We start from the raw sequence: 21,506 nt of genomic DNA on the forward strand, positions 1-21,506 counted from the left end.
CGGGCATGATCGGTTTCATGAACGGGCACGACGAATTGATCAGTCTGGCCGATCGCTACTGGGACAGCGTCCTGGAAGCGTTTCCGAGTCAGGCGACGTTGCTGGGGGACCGGCGGTTCGACGACCGCATCGAGGACCCGTCGGAGGCCGCCGAACAGCGGCTGCTCACCACGCATCGCGGGTTGCTCGCCGAGGTCGACGCCATCGATCCGGCCGGTCTCGACGCCACCGATCGGGTGACGCGCAGCCTGCTGCGCGCCGAGCTGACCGGGTCGGTGGAGCATCTCGGGTGGCGGCCGGTGGAGCTGGCCTCCGACCAGATGGACGGTATACACGCGGAACTGCTGATGGTCGCCCCGCAGACCAACGCACCCGAACCGGCGAACGCGCTCGCACTGCTGGAGCGCTACAAGCAGTTCGGGACCATGCTGGACCAGGCCGTGGCGCGATTCCGCGCCGGGCTGGCCGCGGGCCGGACACCGCCGCGGATCACCATCGAGCGTTCGCTGAATCAGCTGGACGGCTATCTCGCCTCCGATATCGCATCGGATCCCTTTGCCTCCCTTGGCGGTCCGGCGAATTGGGACGGTGCGGCGGCCTGGCGCGAACAGCTCGTCGACGTGGTGCGCGACGGTATCCGTCCCGCCTTCCAGCGCTATCGTGACGCGCTGGCGGCGGAGCTGCTTCCGGCGAGCAGGCCGGACGACAAACCGGGCCTGTGCTGGCTGGGCGGCGACGGCGAGGATATCTACCGGCGCGAACTGCGCAGGCACACAACGCTTCCCGATCTCGGTGCGGAGGAGATACACGAACTCGGACTGTCCGAGCTGAAGTTGCTGCGCGACGAGTACGCCGAGGTGGGGCAGCGGCTGTTCGGGACGGGCGATGTCGCGGAGATCTTCCGCAGGCTGCGCGAGGATCCGGCGCTGCGCTACACCAGCGGCGCGGAGATCATGGCCGACGCGCGTGCCGCGCTGGCGGCGGCGAATGCGGAGATGGGCAACTGGTTCGGCAGGCTGCCGCGCGAATCATGCGACATCGTCGAGGTTCCCGAATTCCTGGCGGCGGATTCGCCTGCGGCGTACTACTTTCCGCCCGCGGCCGATGGTTCGCGGCCCGGAGCGTACTTCGTCAACGTGCACGACCCGGCGAGCAAACACCGTTACGAGACAACGTCCATCGCCTACCACGAGGCGATTCCGGGCCATCATCTGCAACTGACCATCGCCAACGAACTCGACCACCTGCCGCGCTTCCAGCGGCAATCCTTCGCCAACACCGCGTTCGTCGAGGGCTGGGCGCTGTACACCGAGCGCCTCGCCGACGAAATGGGTTTGTACGCCGACGATCTCGGCCGGGTCGGGATGCTCGCCGGTGATTCGTGGCGGTCCTGCCGCCTGGTGGTGGACACCGGACTGCACGCGAAGGGCTGGACCAGGCAGCAGGCCATCGACTTCATGGTCGCCAACGCGCCGGTGGGCGTGCAGGAGATCACCACCGAGGTGGACCGCTACATCGGCATGCCGGGGCAGGCCGTCGGCTACAAGGTCGGGCAGCTCGAGATCCGCCGCCAGCGCAGGCAGGCCACCGAGCGGCTCGGCGCGGCCTTCGATATCAAGGCGTTCCACGATGTGGTGCTCGGCTCGGGTTCGGTGAGCCTGCCGGTGCTCCGGGAACTGGTGGCGACGCTCTAGCAACTCCGCCGGGGAGGCGCCGATCCCAACTCGGTGGTGTCGGCGTCTCCCCTTGTCGGTGCCGGTCCCTAGACTCATGCGCGTGAGTTCACCGACGACTGCTGAGCGTTCCGCCACCGCGTCCGGGACGGACCGGCCGACCCTGCTGCTGCTGGACGGGCATTCGATTGCCTACCGCGCGTTCTTCGCGCTGCCCGCGGAGAACTTCAAAACGGTCACCGGGCAGACCACCAACGCGGTGTACGGCTTCACCGCGATGCTGATCAACCTGCTGCGCGACGAGAAGCCGACGCATATCGCGGCCGCCTTCGACGTGAACCGCAAGACCTTCCGCACCGAGGCGTACCCGGAGTACAAGGCGAACCGCAATGCCACCCCCGACGAATTCCGCGGGCAGGTCGAACTCACCAAGGACGTGCTCGGCGCGCTCGGCATCGCGGTGATGGCGATCGAGGGCTTCGAGGCCGACGACATCATCGCCACCATCACCACGCAGGCGGTGGCCGAGGGTTTCCGGATTTTGATCGTCTCCGGCGACCGCGACTCGATCCAGCTGGTCAACGACGATGTCACGGTGCTCTATCCGCGCAAGGGCGTCTCGGATCTCACCCGGTTCACCCCCGAGGAGGTGCAGGCCAAATACGGTCTCACCCCGAATCAGTATCCGGATTACGCGGCGCTGCGCGGCGACCCGAGCGATAACCTGCCCGGCATTCCCGGCGTCGGCGAGAAGACCGCGGCCAAGTGGATTCGCGAATACGGCGATCTGAACACCCTGGTGGACAAGGTCGACGAGGTGAAGGGCAAGGTCGGTGACGCGCTGCGCGCCAACCTGAGCAGCGTGGTGCTGAACCGTCAGCTCACCGAGATGGTGCGCGACGTCCCGCTGCCGTACACACCGGAGCAGCTGGCGCAGGGCCCGTGGGATCGGGAGAAGATCCACCAGCTGTTCGACGATCTGGAATTCCGGGTGCTGCGCGACCGCCTGTTCGAAACCCTGGCGCCGCCGGAGCCGGAGGCCGAGGCCGGATTCGAGATCAGCGGTGCGGCGCTGGAGGTCGGCGCGGTCGCGGGCTGGCTCGCCGAGCATGCGAAAGCCGGTGTGCGGCACGGTGTTTCGATCGTCGGCACCGGCACTCCCGCGGATGGTGACGTGCGCGCGCTCGCCATCGCCGCCGCCGACGGCGAGAGCGGCTACATCGATGTCAGCGTGCTCACCCCGGAAGACGAGGCGGCACTCGGCGCCTGGCTCGCCGACCCGGCGGTGCCGAAGGCGCTGCACGAGGCCAAGTCCGCCATGCACGCGCTGCGCGGGCGCGGCTGGACCCTCGGCGGGCTCACCAGCGATACCGCGCTGGCCGCCTACCTGGTCCGGCCCGGCCAGCGCAGCTTCAACCTCGACGATCTGTCGCTGCGCTACCTGCGCCGCGAGCTGCGCGCCGAAACCGATGCCGCGCCACAGCTCTCGCTGCTCGACGAGGAGGGCGCGGCCGACGCGGAGTTGGCGCAGGCCGAGATGCTGCGGGCCAGGGCGGTCGTCGATCTGGCCGCCGCGCTCGACACCGAACTGGAGCAGATCGAATCCACCCCGCTGCTCGCCGATATGGAGTTGCCGCTGCTCGGCGTGCTCGCCACGCTGGAGGAGGCGGGTATCGCGGTCGACACCGATCAGCTGGAGACGCTGCACCGGCAATTCAGCGACCGGGTGAACGCCGCGGCGAACGCGGCATACGACGTGATCGGCAAGCAGATCAACCTGGGCTCGCCCAAACAGCTGCAGGTGGTGCTGTTCGACGAGCTCGACATGCCGAAGACCAAGCGCACCAAGACCGGTTACACCACCGACGCCGACGCGCTGGAATCGCTGTTCGAGAAGACCGAGCACCCCTTCCTGGAGCATCTGCTCGCGCACCGCGACGCCACCCGACTGAAGGTGACGGTGGAGGGTCTGCTGAAATCCGTTGCGCCGGACGGCCGGATCCACACCACGTTCAACCAGACCATCGCCGCCACCGGGCGCCTGTCGTCCACCGAGCCGAATCTGCAGAACATCCCGATCCGCACCGATACCGGCAGGCAGATCCGCGACACCTTCGTGGTCGGCGCCGGCTATCAGTCGCTGATGACGGCCGACTACAGCCAGATCGAGATGCGCATCATGGCCCACCTGTCCGGCGACGAGGGCCTGATCGAGGCCTTCAATTCCGGCGAAGACCTGCACACCTTCGTCGCGTCCAAGGCATTCGACATCCCGATCTCCGAGGTGAATCCGGAGATGCGGCGGCGCATCAAGGCCATGTCGTACGGCCTGGCCTACGGCCTGAGCTCCTACGGTCTGTCGGCGCAGCTGAAGATCAGCACGGCCGAGGCGAAGGAGCAGATGGACGTCTACTTCGCCAGGTTCGGCCGCATCCGCGACTACCTTTACGAGGTGGTGGAGCAGGCCCGCAAGGTCGGCTACACCGAAACCCTCTTCGGCCGCAGGCGCTATCTGCCCGACCTGGATTCCAGCAACCGTCAGCGCCGCGAGGCCGCCGAACGCATGGCGCTCAACGCCCCCATCCAGGGCACCGCCGCCGACATCATCAAGGTGGCGATGATCAACGTGCACAAGGCGATCGGCGCGGCGGGCCTGCGCTCCAGGATGCTGCTGCAGATCCACGACGAACTCCTCTTCGAGGTCGCCGACGGCGAGCGCGAGGCATTGGAAACCCTTGCCCGCGAGCAGATGTCCGCCGCCATCGAACTTTCGGTGCCACTGGAGGTTTCGGTCGGCGTCGGCCGCAGCTGGGACGCCGCCGCGCACTGAACCCTAGGTGTGCAGGGCCTTCGCCAGCGCGGGCACCACCTTGCCCGCGGCGGTAGCCGGCGACTGATCGGTCCAGACGCGGAAGCCCTGCACCGCCGAAACATCGTCTACCACGGCGACTTTCGAATTCGGGTTGTCGACCAGGCCGTGCGGCAGTCCGGCCAGCCCGCCGCCGCCCGCGCTCCGGTCGGCGCGCAGGACCAGGACGACGTCGACCGGCGTGCTCAGCACGAAGCTGCTGAGCGCGAGCAGGCGCGGAGATTTCTCGCCGCCGGTGGCCCGGTATTCGCGGCTGTAGACGAAGCCGATGGCTTGCAGGAACCGCGCTTGATCACTCGGGTCGAGGAAGACCGAGAGATCGGTATCGGTCACCAGGAATGCGGCGATCTGCTTGTCGGCGAATTCGGGATGTGCGGCCCGAATCTGCGCGGCCCGGTCGGCGGCGGGACCGCTGCCGCCGTGATCGGTGAGGAAATACGTTGCCGCGCCGACCACCAGCGCGACGACCACCCCAAATATCGCGGGTAGCAAGAACTTCCGCAACCGGGACAGGCGCGGCCCGACGCGGGTCCGATCGTTCGGCAATGGTCGAGTCGCCGAAATAGGCTTGGGCACAGCGGGATCCGCGAAGGCTGCCGCGGCATCCTGAGCCAGCTCCCGGCAACTGGAATACCGGTCGCCGCGATCCTTCGCCATGGCGCGGGCGATCACCGCGTCCAGCGCCGGCGGCAGTTCGGGCCGCACCGCGCTCGGCCGTGGCGGCGGCTCGTTGATATGGCCGAGCACGATCTCGGTGGGTGAAGCGTACGGATACGGGCTGCGCCCGGTGAGCAGCTTGTAGAAGGCGCAGCCCAGGCTGTAGATATCCGAGCGGTGATCCAGTTTGTGACCCAGCAGCTGTTCCGGTGACGCGTAGGCGGCGGTGGCGAGGAAATCGCCCGTTTCGGTGAGTTCCTGGCCGTCCACCATGGATTTCGCGACGCCGAAATCGGTGAGCAGTACCCGTTCGTCCTCGCCGTCGACCGCGGCGAGCAGGAAGTTCCCGGGCTTGATGTCGCGGTGCAGCAGTCCGCGCCGATGGGCGTGGTCGATCGCCTTGCCCACCTCGGTGACGATGCGCAGGGCGCGCTGCGGCGTCATGACCGCGAATCCGCGCGCGACTTCCCGCGCCGCGTCGGTGCCGTCGACGTACTGCATGGCGATCCACAGCTGTCCGTCCGCCTCGCCGCGGCTGTAGACCGCGACGATATTCGGATGATCAAGGGAGGCGGCCAGATTCGCCTCACGTTCGAAACGCGCTCGGAATTCGGCGTTTTCGCTCAGGTCGGCATTGAGCACCTTCAGCGCGTCCCGGCGCGGCAGAATCGGGTCCTGGGTCAGGTAGACCGTACCCATGCCACCGGCACCGAGCACGCGAACGATCCGGTAGCCGCCCACGATCGCACCGGGAGGCAACGGCATTCGACTCTCCTACCTGGTAGGGGGTTGCCCAGAATTTAGCAACCATCAGTGCCCGGCCGCGAGCAGCTTGTACTGCGCGGCGGCCTCTTGATAGAGGTCCTGCGGCTGTTCGGCCCACACCTGCGCCACATACCGGTCGTAGCCGATGAAACAGGTATAGGTGACGACCGCGGGCCCGACCGGATCATCGAGCTTCTTCAGGCATTTGGCGCCCGGCAATCCGGGCGGTCCGTCGAATGGTCCGTAGTCCTCGGACAATTGGTCGACGTAGGCGGCCAGCAGCCGGGCCGCGGCCGGCCGATCCCCGGCTCGGGTGATCGTCGAGAGGTCGATCGCCAGCAGATCGACCTTCGCGTCGGCGAATATCCGGCTGGTCCGCGCGGGGTAATAGTCGCGATGCAGTGCGGCGCGCGGCGTCAAGATCGCCGGTGTCCAGTCGGGCGTTTTCGGACTCGGCAGGGTGCGGCCGAGCAGGCCGTCGACATCGGCCGGGAGCGTGGCCAGCCGATCCGGCGGTGTCGGGTGATAGTCGCGCAGCATTTCGAAAAGCTTGTCGTAGATCCGCGCGGTGAATCGGCTCAGCGGCGCCGGATCCGGCGCCGGAGCGAGGTTGTCCTCGACAATGGTCCACACCAGGTAGGTATCGCGAACGAGCCAGGTCATGACGGTTCCGTACTCGTTGATCTCGGCCCTGGCATCCGGATACGCCGGAATCGACGTATCGGTGGTATTCGGTTGCGCCGCTTGGGCTCCGGCGAGGACGGATAGTGCGTGCCCGGCTTGGTCGGGCGTCCCGAAACGCAGCACGCCGAGTTGGGCCTCCAGCCCGAGTGCGTAGGAGATCCTGCGCTGCCCCCCCGGTTCGGAATCCGGCGATCAAACCGGGTGCGGTGGCATTGAAATCGTCGATGTGATAGCTGGGTTCGACCGGCGGCGGGTGGTCGGCGGTGAATGCGAAATTGCCGCTGGTGACGTCGCCGAAGACCATTCGGCTGTCGACATCCAGGATCAGCGGAAGGTGGTTCGCGAGTTCGACCGACTCCTGGATCGCACCGGTTTGCGCGGTCGGCGCGATGGTGCGCGGCGTGGTGAGGTAGTTGCCGGAGTCCAGCTTCGCGAGGTCGACGGTGGGTGGACCGGAGCCGGAATCGCATCCCGTCGCGGCGAGCAGCAGGGTGCACGTCAGCATAACCGTGAGCGAATTCCGCTGCCGCGCCATCACATTCGCTCCGCCCGAGCCAAGATCGCGTACTGGGCGGCGACCCGCTGATAGAACGTCGGGGCCATCCGTTCGCCGAACGCGTACTCCTCGCCGACCACCCCGACGTACCTGCCGACGGCCACCGCGCACAGATATGAGTCGTTCCGGATCGGCTCAGGGTCGGCGAGTTCGATGCAGTGGGCGTCGGTGATGCCCCGAGGCGCGGCGACCTCGTCGTCGTTGTGGCCGGGCGCGGTCAACGCCGTCTGCAATTTCACGGCGGAATCGAAATCCCGTGTTCGGTAAACGATTCCGTCATTGTGGGCGACCAGGTCGACGCCGGCGTCGGCGAACGCCCTACTGGCGACGGCGGCGTCGCGCTCGAAGTGCAGTTGCCCCGCCGGGGTGTATATGCCGATGGTGGCGTCGAAGAGGCTGAAACTCGTGCCCGCCTTCTTGGACAGCGGCAGTGCCAGCCGCATCAGCGGTTCGGTGGCCGATGGCAGATCGAGGATATCGTCCACCGGTGTCGGAGTGAGCTGCTCCAGCCGGGCGAACTGCGCTCGGAACATCGTTTCGAATTGCGCCGCAAGCGCATTCGGATCCGGCCTGGGTACGGCGGCCAGGCTCAGCACGGCGTAGTCGCCGTGCGCGGCGAAGGCGAAACCCTTGACGTCGGTATTCGACCACGCGCTCGCGCCCGCGATATCCGGTAGCGCGATATCGTGCCGGTCGGTGCGGTCGTTGAGCGGTGTTGCCGCGAATTCCGTTGCGGCGGCGCGCGCTTCGTCCGCGGATAGAAAGCGCAGCAGCACGATGGTCATCGTTTTGCGTTCGCGTGATTTGTTATTCGTGCGGGTGACGAGTGCGCCGCAGATGAGATGATGCCGGGTCGCCCCCGCCCCGTACGGCTCGGGTAACGGCGCGTACGGTGGGGCGCCGAAGCTGGTGTCGTCGACGATTCGGGCATCGTCGAGCTGGTTCAGCTCCGGATCGACCTCGTGCGGCGAGAGCAGGTATCCCATCATCCGGCGGGCCTCGATGTGGAAGACATCGTCCTTGGTCTGCAGCCGCGGCCGGAAGTCGAAGGGGGCGGCCTGGAATGGGCCGGTGTCGAGTGCGGACAGATCCGCCGGCGTCGGTCCCGGATGGGGCTGCCCGCTCGTCGTCGCGGCGCAGGCTCCGGCGACGAGGGCGGCGAGCAGTACCAGCGCCAAACCGGGTGAGCGGGGAAATCCCATGCGCCGCTCACCTTCTCGTCAGCAACGCGTACTGCGCGCTGACCTTCTGGAACAGGTCCTGCTGTTGGCGGCCCGGCGCCTGCACGGTCCATCGGTCGATTTGGAAAATGCACCGGAACACATCGAATGGGATCTGCTGGCTCGGCCGGGCGCAGACGATCTCGCCGTCGATACCCTTCGGCGGATCGATCGCCTGCCGGTTCTGCTCGGTGCGCAGCTCGTCGGCCCACTTCTGCCAGATCCGCCGTGCGCCCGCGGCCGACCGGCTGCGGAATACGGTGGTGTCGCCGAACGCGATCCGGTCGATATCCCCGGTCGTGAGGAAGTCCAGATTCGTGGACTCGAGGCCGAAAACCGCGCCGCGCCCGGTGAATACACCGTCCGGATCGGGTCGCCAGACGAATTCCGGATTGGTCGCCAGCGTGCGCGCCAGGACGTCATCCGGGTCCAGCGCAAGGGATCTCAGCTGATCGGCCGGGGTAGGCCGGAATTGGTCCAGCAGCGGCACCGCCACGTCCAACATGTGTTCGGTCCGGCCGATCAGGGCGGGCAGGTCGGGTGTGGCGGTGTCGTCGATGATCTTGACGAAGACCACATAGCGGTCGCGGACGGTCCATGACACGAGCGCGGGTGTGGGCGGGCGCCAATGTGCCTTGGTCCCTTGGTACTTCGGGAACGAAACCGGTTCGCTATCGGCCATGTACCAGGGCAGGCCGATGCTGTGGTAGGTGAAATCGTCGTGCTCGAGCGTCGCCGCGACGGTGGTCGCGGTGGCGGCGTCCGGGAATTCCAGCACCGCGATGGCGAGCGTGCGCCGGGGAGCGCCGGGTGGGCCGCCGGTATCCCATCGGTTCACCCAGCCCGCAACGAGATCCTTCGCCACATCGTCGAAGGTGTCGTTGATGACGAGATCGCCCATACCCTTCGAATCGAGCACGATATGCCGCGCGGTCCCGCCGGTGCTGTCCTCGGTATAGCCCGGATCGGCCTCGAACGGCAGCGCGACATAGTCGGCCAGTCGCTGTGATTCGCGAATCCTGCCCTGTTTCAAGGTCTTCGCCGTGCCGAGGTGGCGCGGGACGGTGGGGTAGTTGCCGACCTCCAGCCGCGACAGATCGGCCTCCTGCCGCACGGGTGTCCCGGAAACCACTGAGCCGCAAGCGATCACCAGCGCGCCGACGAGGCAGAGCAGACTCGCCGCGCGCAACGATGCCCATGGAACGGCCGATTGCACGATTCCCCCGAAGCGTGGTCCTGATCGGATGTTACGCCGCCGTCGGGGTGCGGGCGAGGAGGATCGATCGTGCCGCCTACCGATGCCCTCGGGCTACCAAGCCCATGACGTGCGGCGATGATACTCGCGGGTAGCGAAAACTGTGGCAAAACGGACGCGAAATATCGTTGCCAATACACCGGCGGACGCCTATTGTCGATCGCGTGCCGAATCCGACCGACCGCCACAGTGCGGCAGCGAATGTCGCAGACCGCGACCGCGCCGCGCTAATTCCGCTCACCGCGATGGTGGCGCGTCGGCTAATTCTCGTAGTAACCCGCCGCAGCGGGGCCTGATTCGGACCGGCCCCCTCGCTGCGGGCCGTTGATTGTTGGCTGCTGGTCCCCTCCTCCATCTGTGGAAAGACTTCTCCGGGAAGACCTACGTGCACATGACGATCCTGACACTTGACACGAATAACCTGCTGGCCGCCGCCCCGAAGGGCCTGCGCGCCGAGAGTACGGGCATGACGCCCGCCGAATTCCACCTCCGGTACGGCGAGAACGCGGGCCCGATCCGGCTCGGCGACTGGTCGTCGGTCAATCGGGGCGCGGATTTCACCGCGACCCTCGAATTCGCCGACCGCCTGCGCACCGTCGTCGCGAGCGGCAGCCCGGTCGCGGCGCTCACCTCGGCGCTGTACGACGAGGGCTATCCGGTCGAAATCCTGCAGTTCCATCAGCGCCGCACCGAGGATGGCACCGCCACCTTCGTGCAGTGCGAATGCGACGGCAGGCGCGGCTGGGGTGCGGCCATCGCCGGCGACAGCGCCGAATCGACGGTCCGCGCCATGATCGCCGGCGTGAACCGCCTCGGCGTCTGAAACAGCAAGGGGCCGTTCACATTTCGTGAATGTGAACGGCCCTGAGTTGCTCGTTTACTCGCCCTGGGACTGTTCGGCCAGCTGCTTGCGCACCTCGTCCATGTCGAGCGCCTTCACCTGGGTCACCAGATCCTCCAGTGCGGCGGGCGGCAGCGCACCCGGCTGTGCGAACACCAGCACGCCCTCGCGGAAGGCCATGATGGTCGGGATGGACCGGATATTCGCCGCGGCGGCCAGGCCCTGCTCGGCCTCGGTGTCCACCTTGCCGTGCACCACGTCGGGGTGCGCCTGCGAGGAGGCCTCGAAGGTCGGCGCGAAGCTGCGGCACGGACCGCACCAGGAAGCCCAGAAATCGACGAGTACCACGTCGTTTCCGGTGACTACCTCATCGAAGTTCTGCTGGGTCAGCGTCTGGGTGGCCATGACGTCCTCTCATATTCGGTATGCACCGCTATAACACATACGGTTCCGCTTATCTTCCATTGCCGATCCCCCACTCACGGTGTTGATCGCCGTCCCAACGGCGGATACCCACCACGGTCGCGGGGAAATCCCGGTCCCGGGCCACCGCGTGCACCGCCTCGCCGAGTCGCTGCGCCGCGACCCGCCGGGCCAGCGTAATGTGCGGGGTCCACGCGTCCGGGTGCAGGTTGGCCGGGATACCGGGGCACGGCGCGACGATCCCGAAGATGGCGCGCTGCACCGCGAGCAGTTGCTCGGACGGCACCACCAGCCGGACCAGGATCGGGTTGCGCGCGCCGAAGATCAGCACCCCGCCCAGCCGGATGGCGAAGGGCCGGAAAACATAACCGTCCAGGGCATGGTCGATGCGCGGCCAGATCTGCCGCGCCACCGCGACAGTTATATGTGGCCGGTTGGTTTCGGTGGTTTTGGCCGCCAGGCTCGGAATTCCGGCGTCGGCGAGCAACCGCCACTCGCGCCGGATCTCGGCGTCGGCCGCATCGTCCAACAGCAGTTCGACCGATTGCACCATGATCTCCAGAAGGTAGCGGTATCGCCGGGTGGGCGGGTCGGTTCGGGCGTGCCTGCGGGGCACGGGGAGGATGAACCGGTGAACGATGGGCGCATCAGACTCGGTCTGATCGAAGGCGACGGCATCGGTCCCGAGGTGGTCGGCGCCACCCGGCGGGTGGTGGACGAGGCGCTGGCCGCGGCCGATGTCGCGCCGGTCGGATGGGTTCAGTTGCCGATCGGTCACCGGGCGATCGCCGAATTCGGCACGCCGCTGCCGGAATCGACCCTCGACATGCTGGACGAGCTCGACGCCTGGATCCTCGGCCCGCACGACAATGCCTCATACCCGCCGGAGCATCGGGCCGCACCCGGCGGCGCCATCCGGAAACGGTTCGGGCTCTACGCCAATATCCGCCCGGCCAGGGCGTTCGCCGGTGTGCGTTCCGTCGCACCCGATATCGACCTGGTGATTGTCCGGGAGAACAGCGAGGGCTTCTACGCCGACCGCAATATGTTCGCCGGGTCGGGGGAGTTCCGGCCGACACCGGATGTCGCGCTGGCCGTCGGCGTGGTGACCCGGGACGCATGCGTCCGGATCGCGCACGAGGCGTTTCGCCTCGCGGTGGCGCGGCGCAAGCGGGTCACCATCGTGCACAAGGCGAATGTGCTGCCGATGACAATGGGGCTTTTCCGTGATGTTTGTTACGAAGTGGCCCGTGACTATCCGGGTGTGACGGTCGACGATCAGCACGTGGACGCGATGGCGGCTCATTTGGTCCGCGCCGCAGCGGAATTCGATGTGCTGGTGACCGAGAATCTGTTCGGCGACATCCTTTCCGACCTGGCGGGTGAGCTCAGTGGCTCACTCGGTCTGGCCGCATCGCTGAACTGTTCGGCCACCAGGGCGATGGCCCAGGCAGTGCACGGTGCCGCGCCCGCGCTGGCCGGGCACAATCGCGCCAATCCGGCCGCGTTGCAGCTGTCCGCGGCAATGCTGTTGCACTGGTTGGGGACTCGTGACTCAGACGGTGGTTTGCGGCAGGCCGCGGAGCGGATCGAGCGCGCCGTCGCCGCCGCGCTCGCGGCCGGTATCGCCACCGCCGACCTCGGCGGCCTGGCCTCGACCAGCGAATTCACCGAGCAGGTATGTGCTAGGGTGCACCGCCGGTAATCGGAGTGTCGCCGTGGTACGACACAGAACGGATGAATCTTCCGTTACTGTCACGCACGGAGCGGCTCGGTCGCTTAGATTGCCAAACGGGTGGTGACGCCCGGGTTTCAGGTATTCGAAATGTGGAGGGCTGCTGTGTCTGTTCGATCGGTAGTTGGCAGGCGCGCCCTGCAGGCGGTGTGCGTGCTCGCCTGCGGCGCACTGGCGCTGACGGGCTGTACGAAGAACACCGAGGACACCGGGCCGAAGGCCGAGAAGGTCAGCGGTATCGAGAAGGTCGATTCGCTCGCCGCGCAGCTGCCGGACAAGCTGAAGTCGTCCGGCAAGATCGTCGTCGGTGTGAACGTCCCCTACCAGCCGAACGAGTACAAGGACCCGAGCGGCAAGATCGTCGGCTTCGATGTCGACCTGATGGACGCCGTCGCCGCGACCCTCGGCATCAAGGCCGAATACACCGAATCCGCCTTCGAGAAGATCATTCCGACCATCCAGGCGGGCACCTACGACGTCGGTATGTCCTCGATGACCGATTCGAAGGAACGCGAGCAGCAGGTCGACTTCGCCACCTACTTCAAGGCAGGCATCCAGTGGGCGCAGCCGGTCGGTAAGCCGATCGACCCGAACAACGCCTGCGGCAAGCGGGTCGCGGTCCAGGCCAACACCGTCGAGGACACCGACGAGATCCCGGCCAAGAGCAAGAAGTGCACCGATGCGGGCAAGCCCGCCATCGATAAGAAGGCGTTCGACGAGCAGAGCGCCGCGACCAACGCGGTGGTGCTCGGCCAGGTCGACGGCATGTCGGCCGACTCTCCGGTGACCGCGTACGGCATCAAGCAGAGCGGCGGCAAGATCGAGGCCGCCGGTCAGGTCTTCGATTCCGCGCCGTACGGCTGGGCGGTGCCGAAGGGTTCGCCGCTGGCCAAACTGCTGTCCGCCGCCGTGCAGCACCTCATCGATTCCGGAAAGTACCTGGAGATCTGCAAGAACTGGGGTGTCCAGGACGGTGCGATCACCAAGTCGGTCGTGAACGGCGCCGAGAGCTGATCGATGCCCTCATCTGATACGACGGCCTTGCCCGGCGACACCGGGCAAGGTGGGGAAGCCACCACAGCAGGCGAACCCACTCCGATCAAGGCAATACCGCTACGCCGCCCCGGCCGCTGGATCGCCGCCGCGATCATCATCGTGCTGGTCGCACTGTTCGGATATGGCGCGGCCACCAACTCGGCCTACGGCTGGCGCACCTACTGGAAATATCTGTTCGACAGCCGGATCGAATCCGGTGTGGTGATCACGCTGGAGCTGACCGTCCTGGCCATGGCGCTGGCCGTGGTGCTCGGCACGGTGCTCGCGGTGATGCGCCTATCGCCCAACCCGGTGCTGCGGTCGGCGTCCTGGGTGTATCTCTGGATCTTCCGTGGCACGCCGGTTTACGTGCAGCTGGTGTTCTGGGGTCTGTTCCCGTCGCTGTACAAGAACATCCAGCTCGGCGTTCCGTTCGGGCCGCAGTTGCTCCACATCGACGTGCAGCACATGCAGGCCACATTCGTCTTCGTGGTGATCGGCCTCGGCCTGAACGAGGCCGCCTACATGGCCGAAATCGTCCGCGCCGGAATTAATTCCGTCGGTGAGGGACAGCGCGAGGCGTCCATCGCGCTCGGCATGTCCTGGGGCCAGACCATGCGCCGCACGGTGCTGCCGCAGGCGATGCGGGTGATCATCCCGCCGACCGGTAACGAGCTGATCGGCATGCTGAAGACCACCTCGCTGGCGGCCGCGGTGCCCTACACCGCCGACGTGTACGGCCGGGCCCGCGACATCTTCGCGGTGAACTTCCAGCCGATCCCGCTGCTGCTGGTCGCCGCGACCTGGTATCTGGCGATCACCAGCGTGCTGATGATCGGCCAGTTCTACCTGGAGCGCTACTACTCCCGCGGCGCGACCAGACAGCTGACCTCCAAGCAGCTGCAGGAGCTGGCGGACGCGCAGACGATTGTGAAGGCGAAATGAGCGGCGAGCAGGACGTGATGCAACCGACCGACCCGGCGCAACCGATGATCGTCGCGGATCGGGTGTGTAAGAGCTTCGGCGCACTGCAGGTGCTCAAGGGTGTCTCGCTGAATGTCGGGCGCGGCGAGGTGTTGTGCGTCGTCGGTCCGTCCGGTTCCGGCAAGTCCACCTTCCTGCGCTGCATCAACCATCTCGAGGACATCAGCGCGGGCCGCCTGTACGTCGACGGTGATCTGGTGGGCTATCGCGAGCGCAACGGCAAACTCTATGAGCTGCATCCGCGCGAGGCGGCCAAGCAGCGTCGCGAAATCGGCATGGTATTCCAGCATTTCAATCTGTTCCCGCATCGCACGGCGCTGGAGAACGTGATCGAGGCGCCGATACAGGTCAAGAAGATCGACAAGGCGCGCGCGATCGCCAGGGGCAAGGAGCTGCTGGACCGAGTCGGCTTGGCGGAGAAGGCCAATGCCTATCCGGCTCAGCTGTCGGGCGGTCAGCAGCAGCGCGTCGCCATCGCCCGTGCGCTGGCCATGGACCCCAAGCTGATGCTGTTCGACGAGCCGACCTCGGCGCTGGATCCGGAGCTGGTCGGTGAGGTGCTTTCGGTCATGCGGGAGCTCGCGCGGTCCGGTATGACCATGGTGGTGGTGACGCACGAAATGGGTTTCGCCCGTGAGGTCGCCGATCAGCTGGTGTTCATGGACGGCGGCGTTGTGGTCGAGTCGGGGGCGCCGCTCGATGTACTGACCAATCCGCAGCACCAGCGCACGAAGGCTTTCCTGTCCCGGATCCTATAGAGTTCCGGCCGTGCTGCCGGACCTGAGCGAGTTGAATTCGGACGCGGCGTACGCGGCGCGCCGCAACGATATCGAGCTGTGGGCGCCTTGGGCCCGGCACGCGCTGGCCTCGGTGGGGCTACCGCAGCCGCGGACCTTATCGGTGCCGGGGCCGAGCACCAATCCGGTGGTCGTCGGCGATAACGGGATGGTGGTGAAGTTCTTCGGCCCGTATTGGTCCGGTCCGGAGAGCCTGGTCTCGGAGACCGAGGCGTATCGGGTGCTCGGCGGGCAACCGTTGCCGGTGCCTCGGCTGCTCGCCCGGGGTGAGCTGCTGCCCGGCGAAAGTGGTTGGCATTGGCCGTTTCTGGTGACGTCGGCGGTGGCGGGACGGCCGTGGCGGCAGGTGTCGGCGACCGCGGGCCGGGCCACCGCGTTGCGGTTTGCCAGGAGTGCGGGCGAGCTGCTGGCGGGCCTGCGGGCGGTGCCGCTGGTGGAAACCGGTGTACTCGGTTACGACGCACCGGAATTCGCCGAGATGCTGCGGCCACGGCGCAGTGCGACGGTGGCCGACCACCGAGCGTGGGGCTACCTGTCGCCGGAGCTGCTCGCCGCGGTCGAGGGATTCCTGCCGGATGTCGACGACCTGATCGACGGCGTCACACCGGTTTTCGTGCACGGCGACCTGAACGCGGACAATCTCTTCGTCGATCCGGAGCGCGGTGAGATCACCGGCCTGATCGACTTCAACGACGTATACGCGGGCGACTTCCGGTACGGCCTGGTGCAGTTGCATCTCAACGCGTTCCGCGCCGATCGGGAGTTGTTGGGCGTCGCGCTGGCGGCGGCCGAATTCGAGGTGACGCCCGAGTTCCCAAGGGCGATGCTGGCTTTCACCTTCCTGCACGATTTCGAGGTGCTGGAGGAGGTCCCGTTCGACCTGACCGGAATCACCGATATCGACGAGCTCGCCGAAACGCTTTGGGGCGTGCGCTGATTCGGTTGCGCGACCGAATAGCTACGGCTGTGCGTTCTGGGAGTTCTTGTGATGCACGGCTATCCGGAGCTGGCCCAGGAGTACCTTCGCGGCCGGAGCCGGTGGCGGGTCGCGCCGCCAGACGAGCGCGAGCCTGCCGCGCAACGGCGGATCGACGATCTGTAGCGTCCGGACACCGAACGCCGCCGCCTGCTCCGGGGTGAGTTCCGGTACCACCGCGATGCCCAGTCCGCGCGCGGCCAGCCGCAGCAGCACCGGCGGAGCGGCGGCCTCGAAGGCGATATCGGGCTCGAATCCGGCCGCCGCACAGGCGCGTTCGAGCACGCCGCGGACACCGGTGCCGGCGGGCAGGCAGATCAGCGGACGCTCGCGCAGCGCGTCGAGCGCGATCCGGTCGGTGTGCGTGTCGTCGGCCGCGGCCACCGCGGCGACGACGGCGGTATCCAGGACGATCTCGGTATCGATGGCGGGATCCAGTGCGGCGCCGGTCAATCCGACGAGGGCGAGATCGAGTTCGCCGGAGCGCACGGCCGCGAGCATGCGGTCGGAGGTGTCCTCGGTGAGGCTGATGCCGACCTGCGGATGGTCGTCGTGGAAGTCGGCGAGCAGTCCCGGCGCGTCGAATTCGTCGGCGGCCGCGCCGGAGATGAGGCCGATCCGGACGTGGCCGCGCAGCAGCCCGGTGAATTCGTCGACCGTCCGGGTGATCCGCTCGGCCGCGTCCAGGGCGGCCCTGGCGTGCGCCAGCACCGCGGCACCCACCGCGGTGGGGACCACAGAGCGCGGCCCGCGTTCCAGCAGCGGTTGCCCGAGTTCGCGCTCCAGCTGGCGGATCTGCGCGCTCAGGCCGGGCTGGGTCAGGTGCAGCCGGGCCGCGGCCCTGGTGAAATTGGCCTCCTCGACCACCGTGACGAAGTAACGCAGCTGCCGCAGTTCCATAAGCAATCATTCTAGCTTTGAGAAGATCTATCTGTTGTACTTCTAGCTCGCGGTCGAGCATCGTATGAGTCATGGGAAATAACGCAACGCAGACCATCGACACCTTCACCGGCCCGGTCTTCCGCCCCGGCGACGAAGGATACGAAGCGGAGATCGCCGGATTCCAGACCGCGTATACGCACCGGCCCGCACTCGTGGTGGGTGCGGTGCATGCCGAGGACGTCCGCAGCGCGGTGGAATACGCGGCGCGACAAGGACTTCCGGTTGCCGTTCAGGCGACGGGGCACGGGCTCTCGGTCGCGGCCGACGGCGGTGTGCTGATCAGCACCCGCCGGATGACCGCCATCACCATAGATCCGGCCACCCGGATCGCCCGGATCGGTGCGGGCGTGCGGGCTGGCGCGCTGGTCGAGGCGGCGGCACGGCACGGCCTCGCCCCGCTCAACGGGTCATCGCCCTCGGTCGGCGTCGTCGGATACAGCCTCGGCGGTGGAACCGGCATCCTGGCAAGGCAATTCGGCTATGCGGCCGATCATGTGCGCGCCATCGAACTGGTCACCGCCGACGGCCGGGTGCGCAGGCTGACCCCGGGCGACGAACTGTTCGGCGCGGTGCTCGGCACCGGCGGCAACTTCGGCGTGATCACCGCGCTGGAAGTGGAACTGGTTGAGCTGACGGAGGTTTGGGGCGGTCAGCTGGTATTCGATACGCCGCTGGTGGACGCCGCGCTCGCGGCATGGCGGGAATGGACCGCGACGGTGCCCGAGGAACTCACCTCCACCGTCAGCCTGCTCACCTTCCCGGATATCCCACAGGTGCCCGAGCCGCTGCGCGGCCGGTACGTGGCCTCGTTCCGGATCGCCTTCACCGGATCGGCCGAGGAGGGGGAGCGGCTGGTGGCACCGCTGCGGGCGGTGGGTCCGCGGCTGAAGGACGACCTGCGCACCATGCCGTACACCGAAACCCACACCATTCACAGCGATCCCGAACATCCGCACGGGTACGCGGCGACCAATGCCATGCTCGGCGAGCTGACCCCCGAGACGCTGTCCGCGCTGCTCGCGCTGACCGGTCCGGACGGCCCGCTGCGGGTGGTCGTCGATATCCGCCACCTGGGCGGCGCGCTGGGGCGGCCGGGCCCGAACGGCGTCGCGGTCGATCACCGGGACGCCGCGTATGTGGTGCGGGTGATCGCCATGCCCGATCCGGCGGACGGCGCCGCGGCGCCCGCGGCGCTGGCACGGGTGCGAGAGGCGTTGGCGCCGTGGACGATCGGCCACAGCCTGAATTTCCTCTACGGTGCGGGCGCGGCCGCCGACGAGGCGCAGACGAGGGCGGGATACGCCGCCGAGACCTACGTCCGGCTCGCGGCCTTGAAGTCGAAGTACGACGCGCACAACATGTTCCGGTTCAACCGCAACATCCGGCCGAATTGACCTGCCGCCCGGCCTCATCGGGCGCGGCGCCGAAATATACCGGCACCGCGCCCGATTCGTGCGTCACACCAGGATCGCGCCGCCGTCCAGCGGCAGAATCGTGCCGGTCGCGTGCCGCTGGGTCAGGTAGAACAGGTACGCCTCGGCGATATCGGTGGTCTCGCCGATCCGGCCCAGCGGTGCGCCGTCGCCGCTGCCGTAGAGTTGTTCGCGCGCATCCTCCGGCAGGAAATCCCACATCGGTGAACGAACGACGCCCGGCATCACCGCATTCACCCGGATCGGGGCGAGTTCCACGGCCAGCGCCCTGGTCAGGCCCTCCAACGCGCCGCAGAGGCTGGAGGTCACCGTCGATCCGGGCATCGGCCGGGGGCTCGCGGTGCCGGTGGTGAGGGTGATCGAGCCGCCGGGCGCGATCAGCGGTGCGGCCGCCCGCACCGCGGCGAGCACGCCGAAGTACCTGAGCTCGAAGAACTTTCGCGCGGCTGCCAGGTCCAGATCGGCTAGCGGGCCGAGCAGCAGCGCCTCACCGGCGGTGAATACCAGATGATCCAGGGCGCCGATCTCGTCGAACAGCGCGGTCACCCGGGCGGGTTCGGTCAGGTCGGCGACCTTGCCCGCGACACCGTCCGGCAGCTGCGCGACCGCATGCGCCACCCGCTCCGGATCACTGGAAACCACGGTGACTTTCGCCGCCCGCCCGGCCGCGGCGGCGGCCACCGCGAATCCGATTCCCGAAGTACCGCCCAGGACTACGACATGTTGTCCAGTGAGGGACATGGCTTTTCCCTTTCGATCGAAACTGCCTGTCCACCTTCGATCCGCGAGCCCGCCCGCGTCCAAAACCCTTTTCCCCGTCTGTAATACCCTGAGGGCATCATGGTGGATGTCGACCTGCGCAAGTTGCGCTATTTCGTCGCCGTGGCCGAGCATCTGCACTTCGGCCGGGCGGCTCAGGCGCTGTATATCGCGCAGCCGGTGCTGTCCCGGCAGATTCGGGCGCTGGAGGACGAACTCGGCGCGCAGCTGTTCGTCCGGGACCGCCGCTCGACCGAGCTGACCGCGGCGGGCGTACAGTTGCTCGCCGACGCGCGTCCGCTGCTGGCCAGCGCGAATGCCTTGCGCCGCAGGGTGATTCGGGCGTCACGCGGTGCGGACACCTTCACCGTCGGCTTCATGCCCGGCCTGATCGTCACCGAGCCGGTGCGGGCGCTGCGCGAACGCCATCCCGGGCTCACCGTCGAATTGGTGCGCACCACCTGGGACGACCAGGTGGAGGTGATCCGCGACGGCCGAGTCGACGCCGGCTTCGTGCGCATGCCGATCGACCGGCACGGCCTGCGCGTGCGCCCGCTGTACACCGAGCCGAGGGTGGTGGTGCTGGCCGCCGATCACCGGCTCGCGGGCAAGGAGTCGGTCGAGATCGCCGATCTCGCCGACGAGCGGTTGAGTCAGGATCCGGATGCGGTGCCCGAATGGCGGGATATCGCGACGCGGCCGCGCGACGCGGCACCGGTCTTCCGGAGCGTCGAGGAGAAGCTCGAGCATGTGGCGGCAGGATACGGGATCGTCGTGCTGCCGCTCTCGGTGGCGACCTTCTACACCCGGCCGGATATCGCCTATGTTCCGGTGCGCGGGCTCGCACCCAACCAGGTATGCCTGGCCTGGGCGGTCGAGCGGCGCGATCCGCTGTTCGACGAATTCGCCGAGCTCGCGGCCGCGCGCTGAACCGATCGTCAGCGGAAATCCGGACTTCCGGGCCGCGGGCACTGCTGCTATCTTAGTGATATCACCATGATACTAGGAGGATGTCATGAAGCTTCGGGCTGCCTTTCACGTCAACGGGTTCCCGGTGCTGCTGGGGGTGGTCGTGCTGGTCATCGGATTCGGCGCGGCCGCTGCGGCCGGCTACGCCGAGGGGGCCAAGAACGACAACGCGCTGGCGATAGCCGGGGCAATCGTCGGGACGCTCGTCGTGGTCGCACTACTGCTCTCCGCGACCGGTCTGGTGGTCGTGAATCCCAACGAGGCCAAGGTGATTCAGTTCTTCGGCCGCTATATCGGCTCGGTGAGCGAACCCGGCTTCTACTCGGTGGTCCCGCTCACCGACCGCAAGAGCATCTCGCTGCGGGTGCGTAACTTCGAAACGCAGAAGCTGAAGGTCAACGATGCCGACGGCAATCCGGTCGAGATCGCCGCCGTGGTGGTCTATCGGGTGGTCGACAGCTTCAAGGCCGCCTTCGCCGTCGACGATTACGAGGTCTACGTGGAAACCCAGTCCGAGGCCGCGGTCCGGCATCTGGCCACCACCCACCCGTACGACGCGCACGACACGGAGCGCACCAGCCTGCGCGACGGCGCCGAGGTGGCGGGCGAGCTCACTACCGAACTGCGTGATCGCACCGAGTTGGCGGGCATCGAGATCATCGAGGCCAGGATCACCCACCTCGCCTACGCGCCCGAGATCGCGCAGGCCATGTTGGTTCGCCAGCAGGCCGCCCAGGTGGTCGCGGCCCGGACCAAGATCGTCGAGGGCGCCGTCGGTATGGTCGGAATGGCCCTGGACCGGCTGGCGGAGCAGGGAATGGTGGAACTGGACGAGGAGCGCAAGGCGACGATGGTGTCCAACCTGCTGGTCGTGCTGTGTGGCGACCGTGCGATACAGCCCGTCGTCAACGCCGGAACCCTCTACAGCTGAGC

The 21,506-nt window shown here is 67.3% G+C and carries 19 protein-coding genes; 11 read left to right on the forward strand and 8 right to left on the reverse strand.

Annotation, left to right across the window (positions count from 1 at the left end; translation table 11 throughout):
- Positions 1 to 17: 17 nt before the first annotated feature.
- Together LGY53_RS26870 and polA are read left to right on the forward strand one after the other, a co-directional pair.
- Entirely contained in the window at positions 18 to 1,694 is a 1,677-nt protein-coding gene (locus LGY53_RS26870) for a DUF885 family protein (RefSeq protein ID WP_225729498.1), read from the forward strand.
- Between the two features lie 76 nt (positions 1,695 to 1,770).
- A complete protein-coding gene (polA, locus tag LGY53_RS26875; RefSeq protein WP_225729499.1) occupies positions 1,771 to 4,503 on the forward strand; it encodes a DNA polymerase I in 2,733 nt (910 codons plus the stop codon).
- A gap of 3 nt (positions 4,504 to 4,506) precedes the next feature.
- Here the strand turns inward: polA and LGY53_RS26880 are convergent, their stop codons facing one another.
- The 4 genes from LGY53_RS26880 to LGY53_RS26895 form a co-directional block, all read right to left on the reverse strand.
- On the reverse strand, positions 4,507 to 5,964 hold the full coding sequence (locus LGY53_RS26880; RefSeq protein WP_225729500.1) for a serine/threonine-protein kinase: 1,458 nt from the start codon (positions 5,962 to 5,964) through the stop codon (positions 4,507 to 4,509).
- Between the two features lie 45 nt (positions 5,965 to 6,009).
- Positions 6,010 to 6,771, reverse strand: coding sequence for a hypothetical protein (locus LGY53_RS26885; RefSeq protein WP_225729501.1), 762 nt, complete (start codon positions 6,769 to 6,771; stop codon positions 6,010 to 6,012).
- A gap of 411 nt (positions 6,772 to 7,182) precedes the next feature.
- Positions 7,183 to 8,406, reverse strand: coding sequence for a hypothetical protein (locus LGY53_RS26890; RefSeq protein WP_225729502.1), 1,224 nt, complete (start codon positions 8,404 to 8,406; stop codon positions 7,183 to 7,185).
- A gap of 7 nt (positions 8,407 to 8,413) precedes the next feature.
- The gene (locus tag LGY53_RS26895) at positions 8,414 to 9,640 is read right to left on the reverse strand and encodes a hypothetical protein (RefSeq protein WP_225729503.1); all 1,227 of its coding nucleotides are present in this window, start codon (positions 9,638 to 9,640) and stop codon (positions 8,414 to 8,416) included.
- 430 nt (positions 9,641 to 10,070) lie between these two features.
- Between LGY53_RS26895 and LGY53_RS26900 the strand changes: the two genes are divergently transcribed.
- Positions 10,071 to 10,502 (forward strand): alpha-isopropylmalate synthase regulatory domain-containing protein, encoded by a 432-nt coding sequence (locus LGY53_RS26900; RefSeq protein WP_225729504.1) that lies wholly within the window; start codon positions 10,071 to 10,073, stop codon positions 10,500 to 10,502.
- Between the two features lie 54 nt (positions 10,503 to 10,556).
- On the opposite strand, the gene trxA is transcribed toward LGY53_RS26900, so the two are convergent.
- On the reverse strand, positions 10,557 to 10,925 hold the full coding sequence (gene trxA / locus LGY53_RS26905; protein WP_167473966.1) for a thioredoxin: 369 nt from the start codon (positions 10,923 to 10,925) through the stop codon (positions 10,557 to 10,559).
- Between the two features lie 49 nt (positions 10,926 to 10,974).
- Positions 10,975 to 11,496, reverse strand: a complete 522-nt coding sequence (locus LGY53_RS26910) for a 2'-5' RNA ligase family protein (RefSeq protein WP_225729505.1) — start codon at positions 11,494 to 11,496, stop codon at positions 10,975 to 10,977.
- 78 nt (positions 11,497 to 11,574) lie between these two features.
- Between LGY53_RS26910 and LGY53_RS26915 the strand changes: the two genes are divergently transcribed.
- From LGY53_RS26915 to LGY53_RS26935, 5 genes are all read left to right on the forward strand, one after another.
- Entirely contained in the window at positions 11,575 to 12,648 is a 1,074-nt protein-coding gene (locus tag LGY53_RS26915) for an isocitrate/isopropylmalate dehydrogenase family protein (protein WP_225729506.1), read from the forward strand.
- 120 nt (positions 12,649 to 12,768) lie between these two features.
- The gene (locus tag LGY53_RS26920) at positions 12,769 to 13,692 is read left to right on the forward strand and encodes an ABC transporter substrate-binding protein (protein ID WP_225729507.1); all 924 of its coding nucleotides are present in this window, start codon (positions 12,769 to 12,771) and stop codon (positions 13,690 to 13,692) included.
- 3 nt (positions 13,693 to 13,695) lie between these two features.
- Entirely contained in the window at positions 13,696 to 14,658 is a 963-nt protein-coding gene (locus LGY53_RS26925; RefSeq protein ID WP_225729508.1) for an amino acid ABC transporter permease, read from the forward strand.
- A 44-nt stretch (positions 14,659 to 14,702) separates the two neighbouring features.
- Positions 14,703 to 15,455, forward strand: coding sequence for an amino acid ABC transporter ATP-binding protein (locus LGY53_RS26930; RefSeq protein WP_225729633.1), 753 nt, complete (start codon positions 14,703 to 14,705; stop codon positions 15,453 to 15,455).
- A gap of 10 nt (positions 15,456 to 15,465) precedes the next feature.
- A complete protein-coding gene (locus LGY53_RS26935; protein ID WP_225729509.1) occupies positions 15,466 to 16,431 on the forward strand; it encodes a phosphotransferase family protein in 966 nt (321 codons plus the stop codon).
- Positions 16,432 to 16,452: 21 nt separating this feature from the next.
- Here LGY53_RS26935 and LGY53_RS26940 read toward each other — a convergent pair whose 3' ends face one another.
- Positions 16,453 to 17,370, reverse strand: coding sequence for a LysR family transcriptional regulator (locus tag LGY53_RS26940; RefSeq protein WP_225729510.1), 918 nt, complete (start codon positions 17,368 to 17,370; stop codon positions 16,453 to 16,455).
- 71 nt (positions 17,371 to 17,441) lie between these two features.
- On the opposite strand from LGY53_RS26940, the gene LGY53_RS26945 reads away from it, so the two are divergent.
- Positions 17,442 to 18,806: an FAD-binding oxidoreductase gene (locus LGY53_RS26945; protein ID WP_225729511.1), complete on the forward strand. Its 1,365-nt coding sequence runs from the start codon at positions 17,442 to 17,444 to the stop codon at positions 18,804 to 18,806.
- 63 nt (positions 18,807 to 18,869) lie between these two features.
- Here LGY53_RS26945 and LGY53_RS26950 read toward each other — a convergent pair whose 3' ends face one another.
- Positions 18,870 to 19,586 carry an SDR family oxidoreductase gene (locus tag LGY53_RS26950; RefSeq protein ID WP_225729512.1) on the reverse strand — a complete coding sequence of 239 codons (717 nt, stop codon included), beginning with the start codon at positions 19,584 to 19,586 and terminating at the stop codon, positions 18,870 to 18,872.
- Positions 19,587 to 19,685: 99 nt separating this feature from the next.
- Here LGY53_RS26950 and LGY53_RS26955 point away from each other — a divergent pair, with 99 nt between their 5' ends.
- Together LGY53_RS26955 and LGY53_RS26960 are read left to right on the forward strand one after the other, a co-directional pair.
- Positions 19,686 to 20,534: a LysR family transcriptional regulator gene (locus LGY53_RS26955; protein WP_225729513.1), complete on the forward strand. Its 849-nt coding sequence runs from the start codon at positions 19,686 to 19,688 to the stop codon at positions 20,532 to 20,534.
- A gap of 85 nt (positions 20,535 to 20,619) precedes the next feature.
- Entirely contained in the window at positions 20,620 to 21,504 is an 885-nt protein-coding gene (locus tag LGY53_RS26960; protein ID WP_225729514.1) for an SPFH domain-containing protein, read from the forward strand.
- The last annotated feature ends 2 nt before the right edge of the window (positions 21,505 to 21,506 follow it).

The organism is Nocardia sp. JCM 34519.1 (assembly GCF_020361265.1).
Taxonomy (GTDB): Bacteria; Actinomycetota; Actinomycetes; order Mycobacteriales; family Mycobacteriaceae; genus Nocardia; species Nocardia arthritidis_A.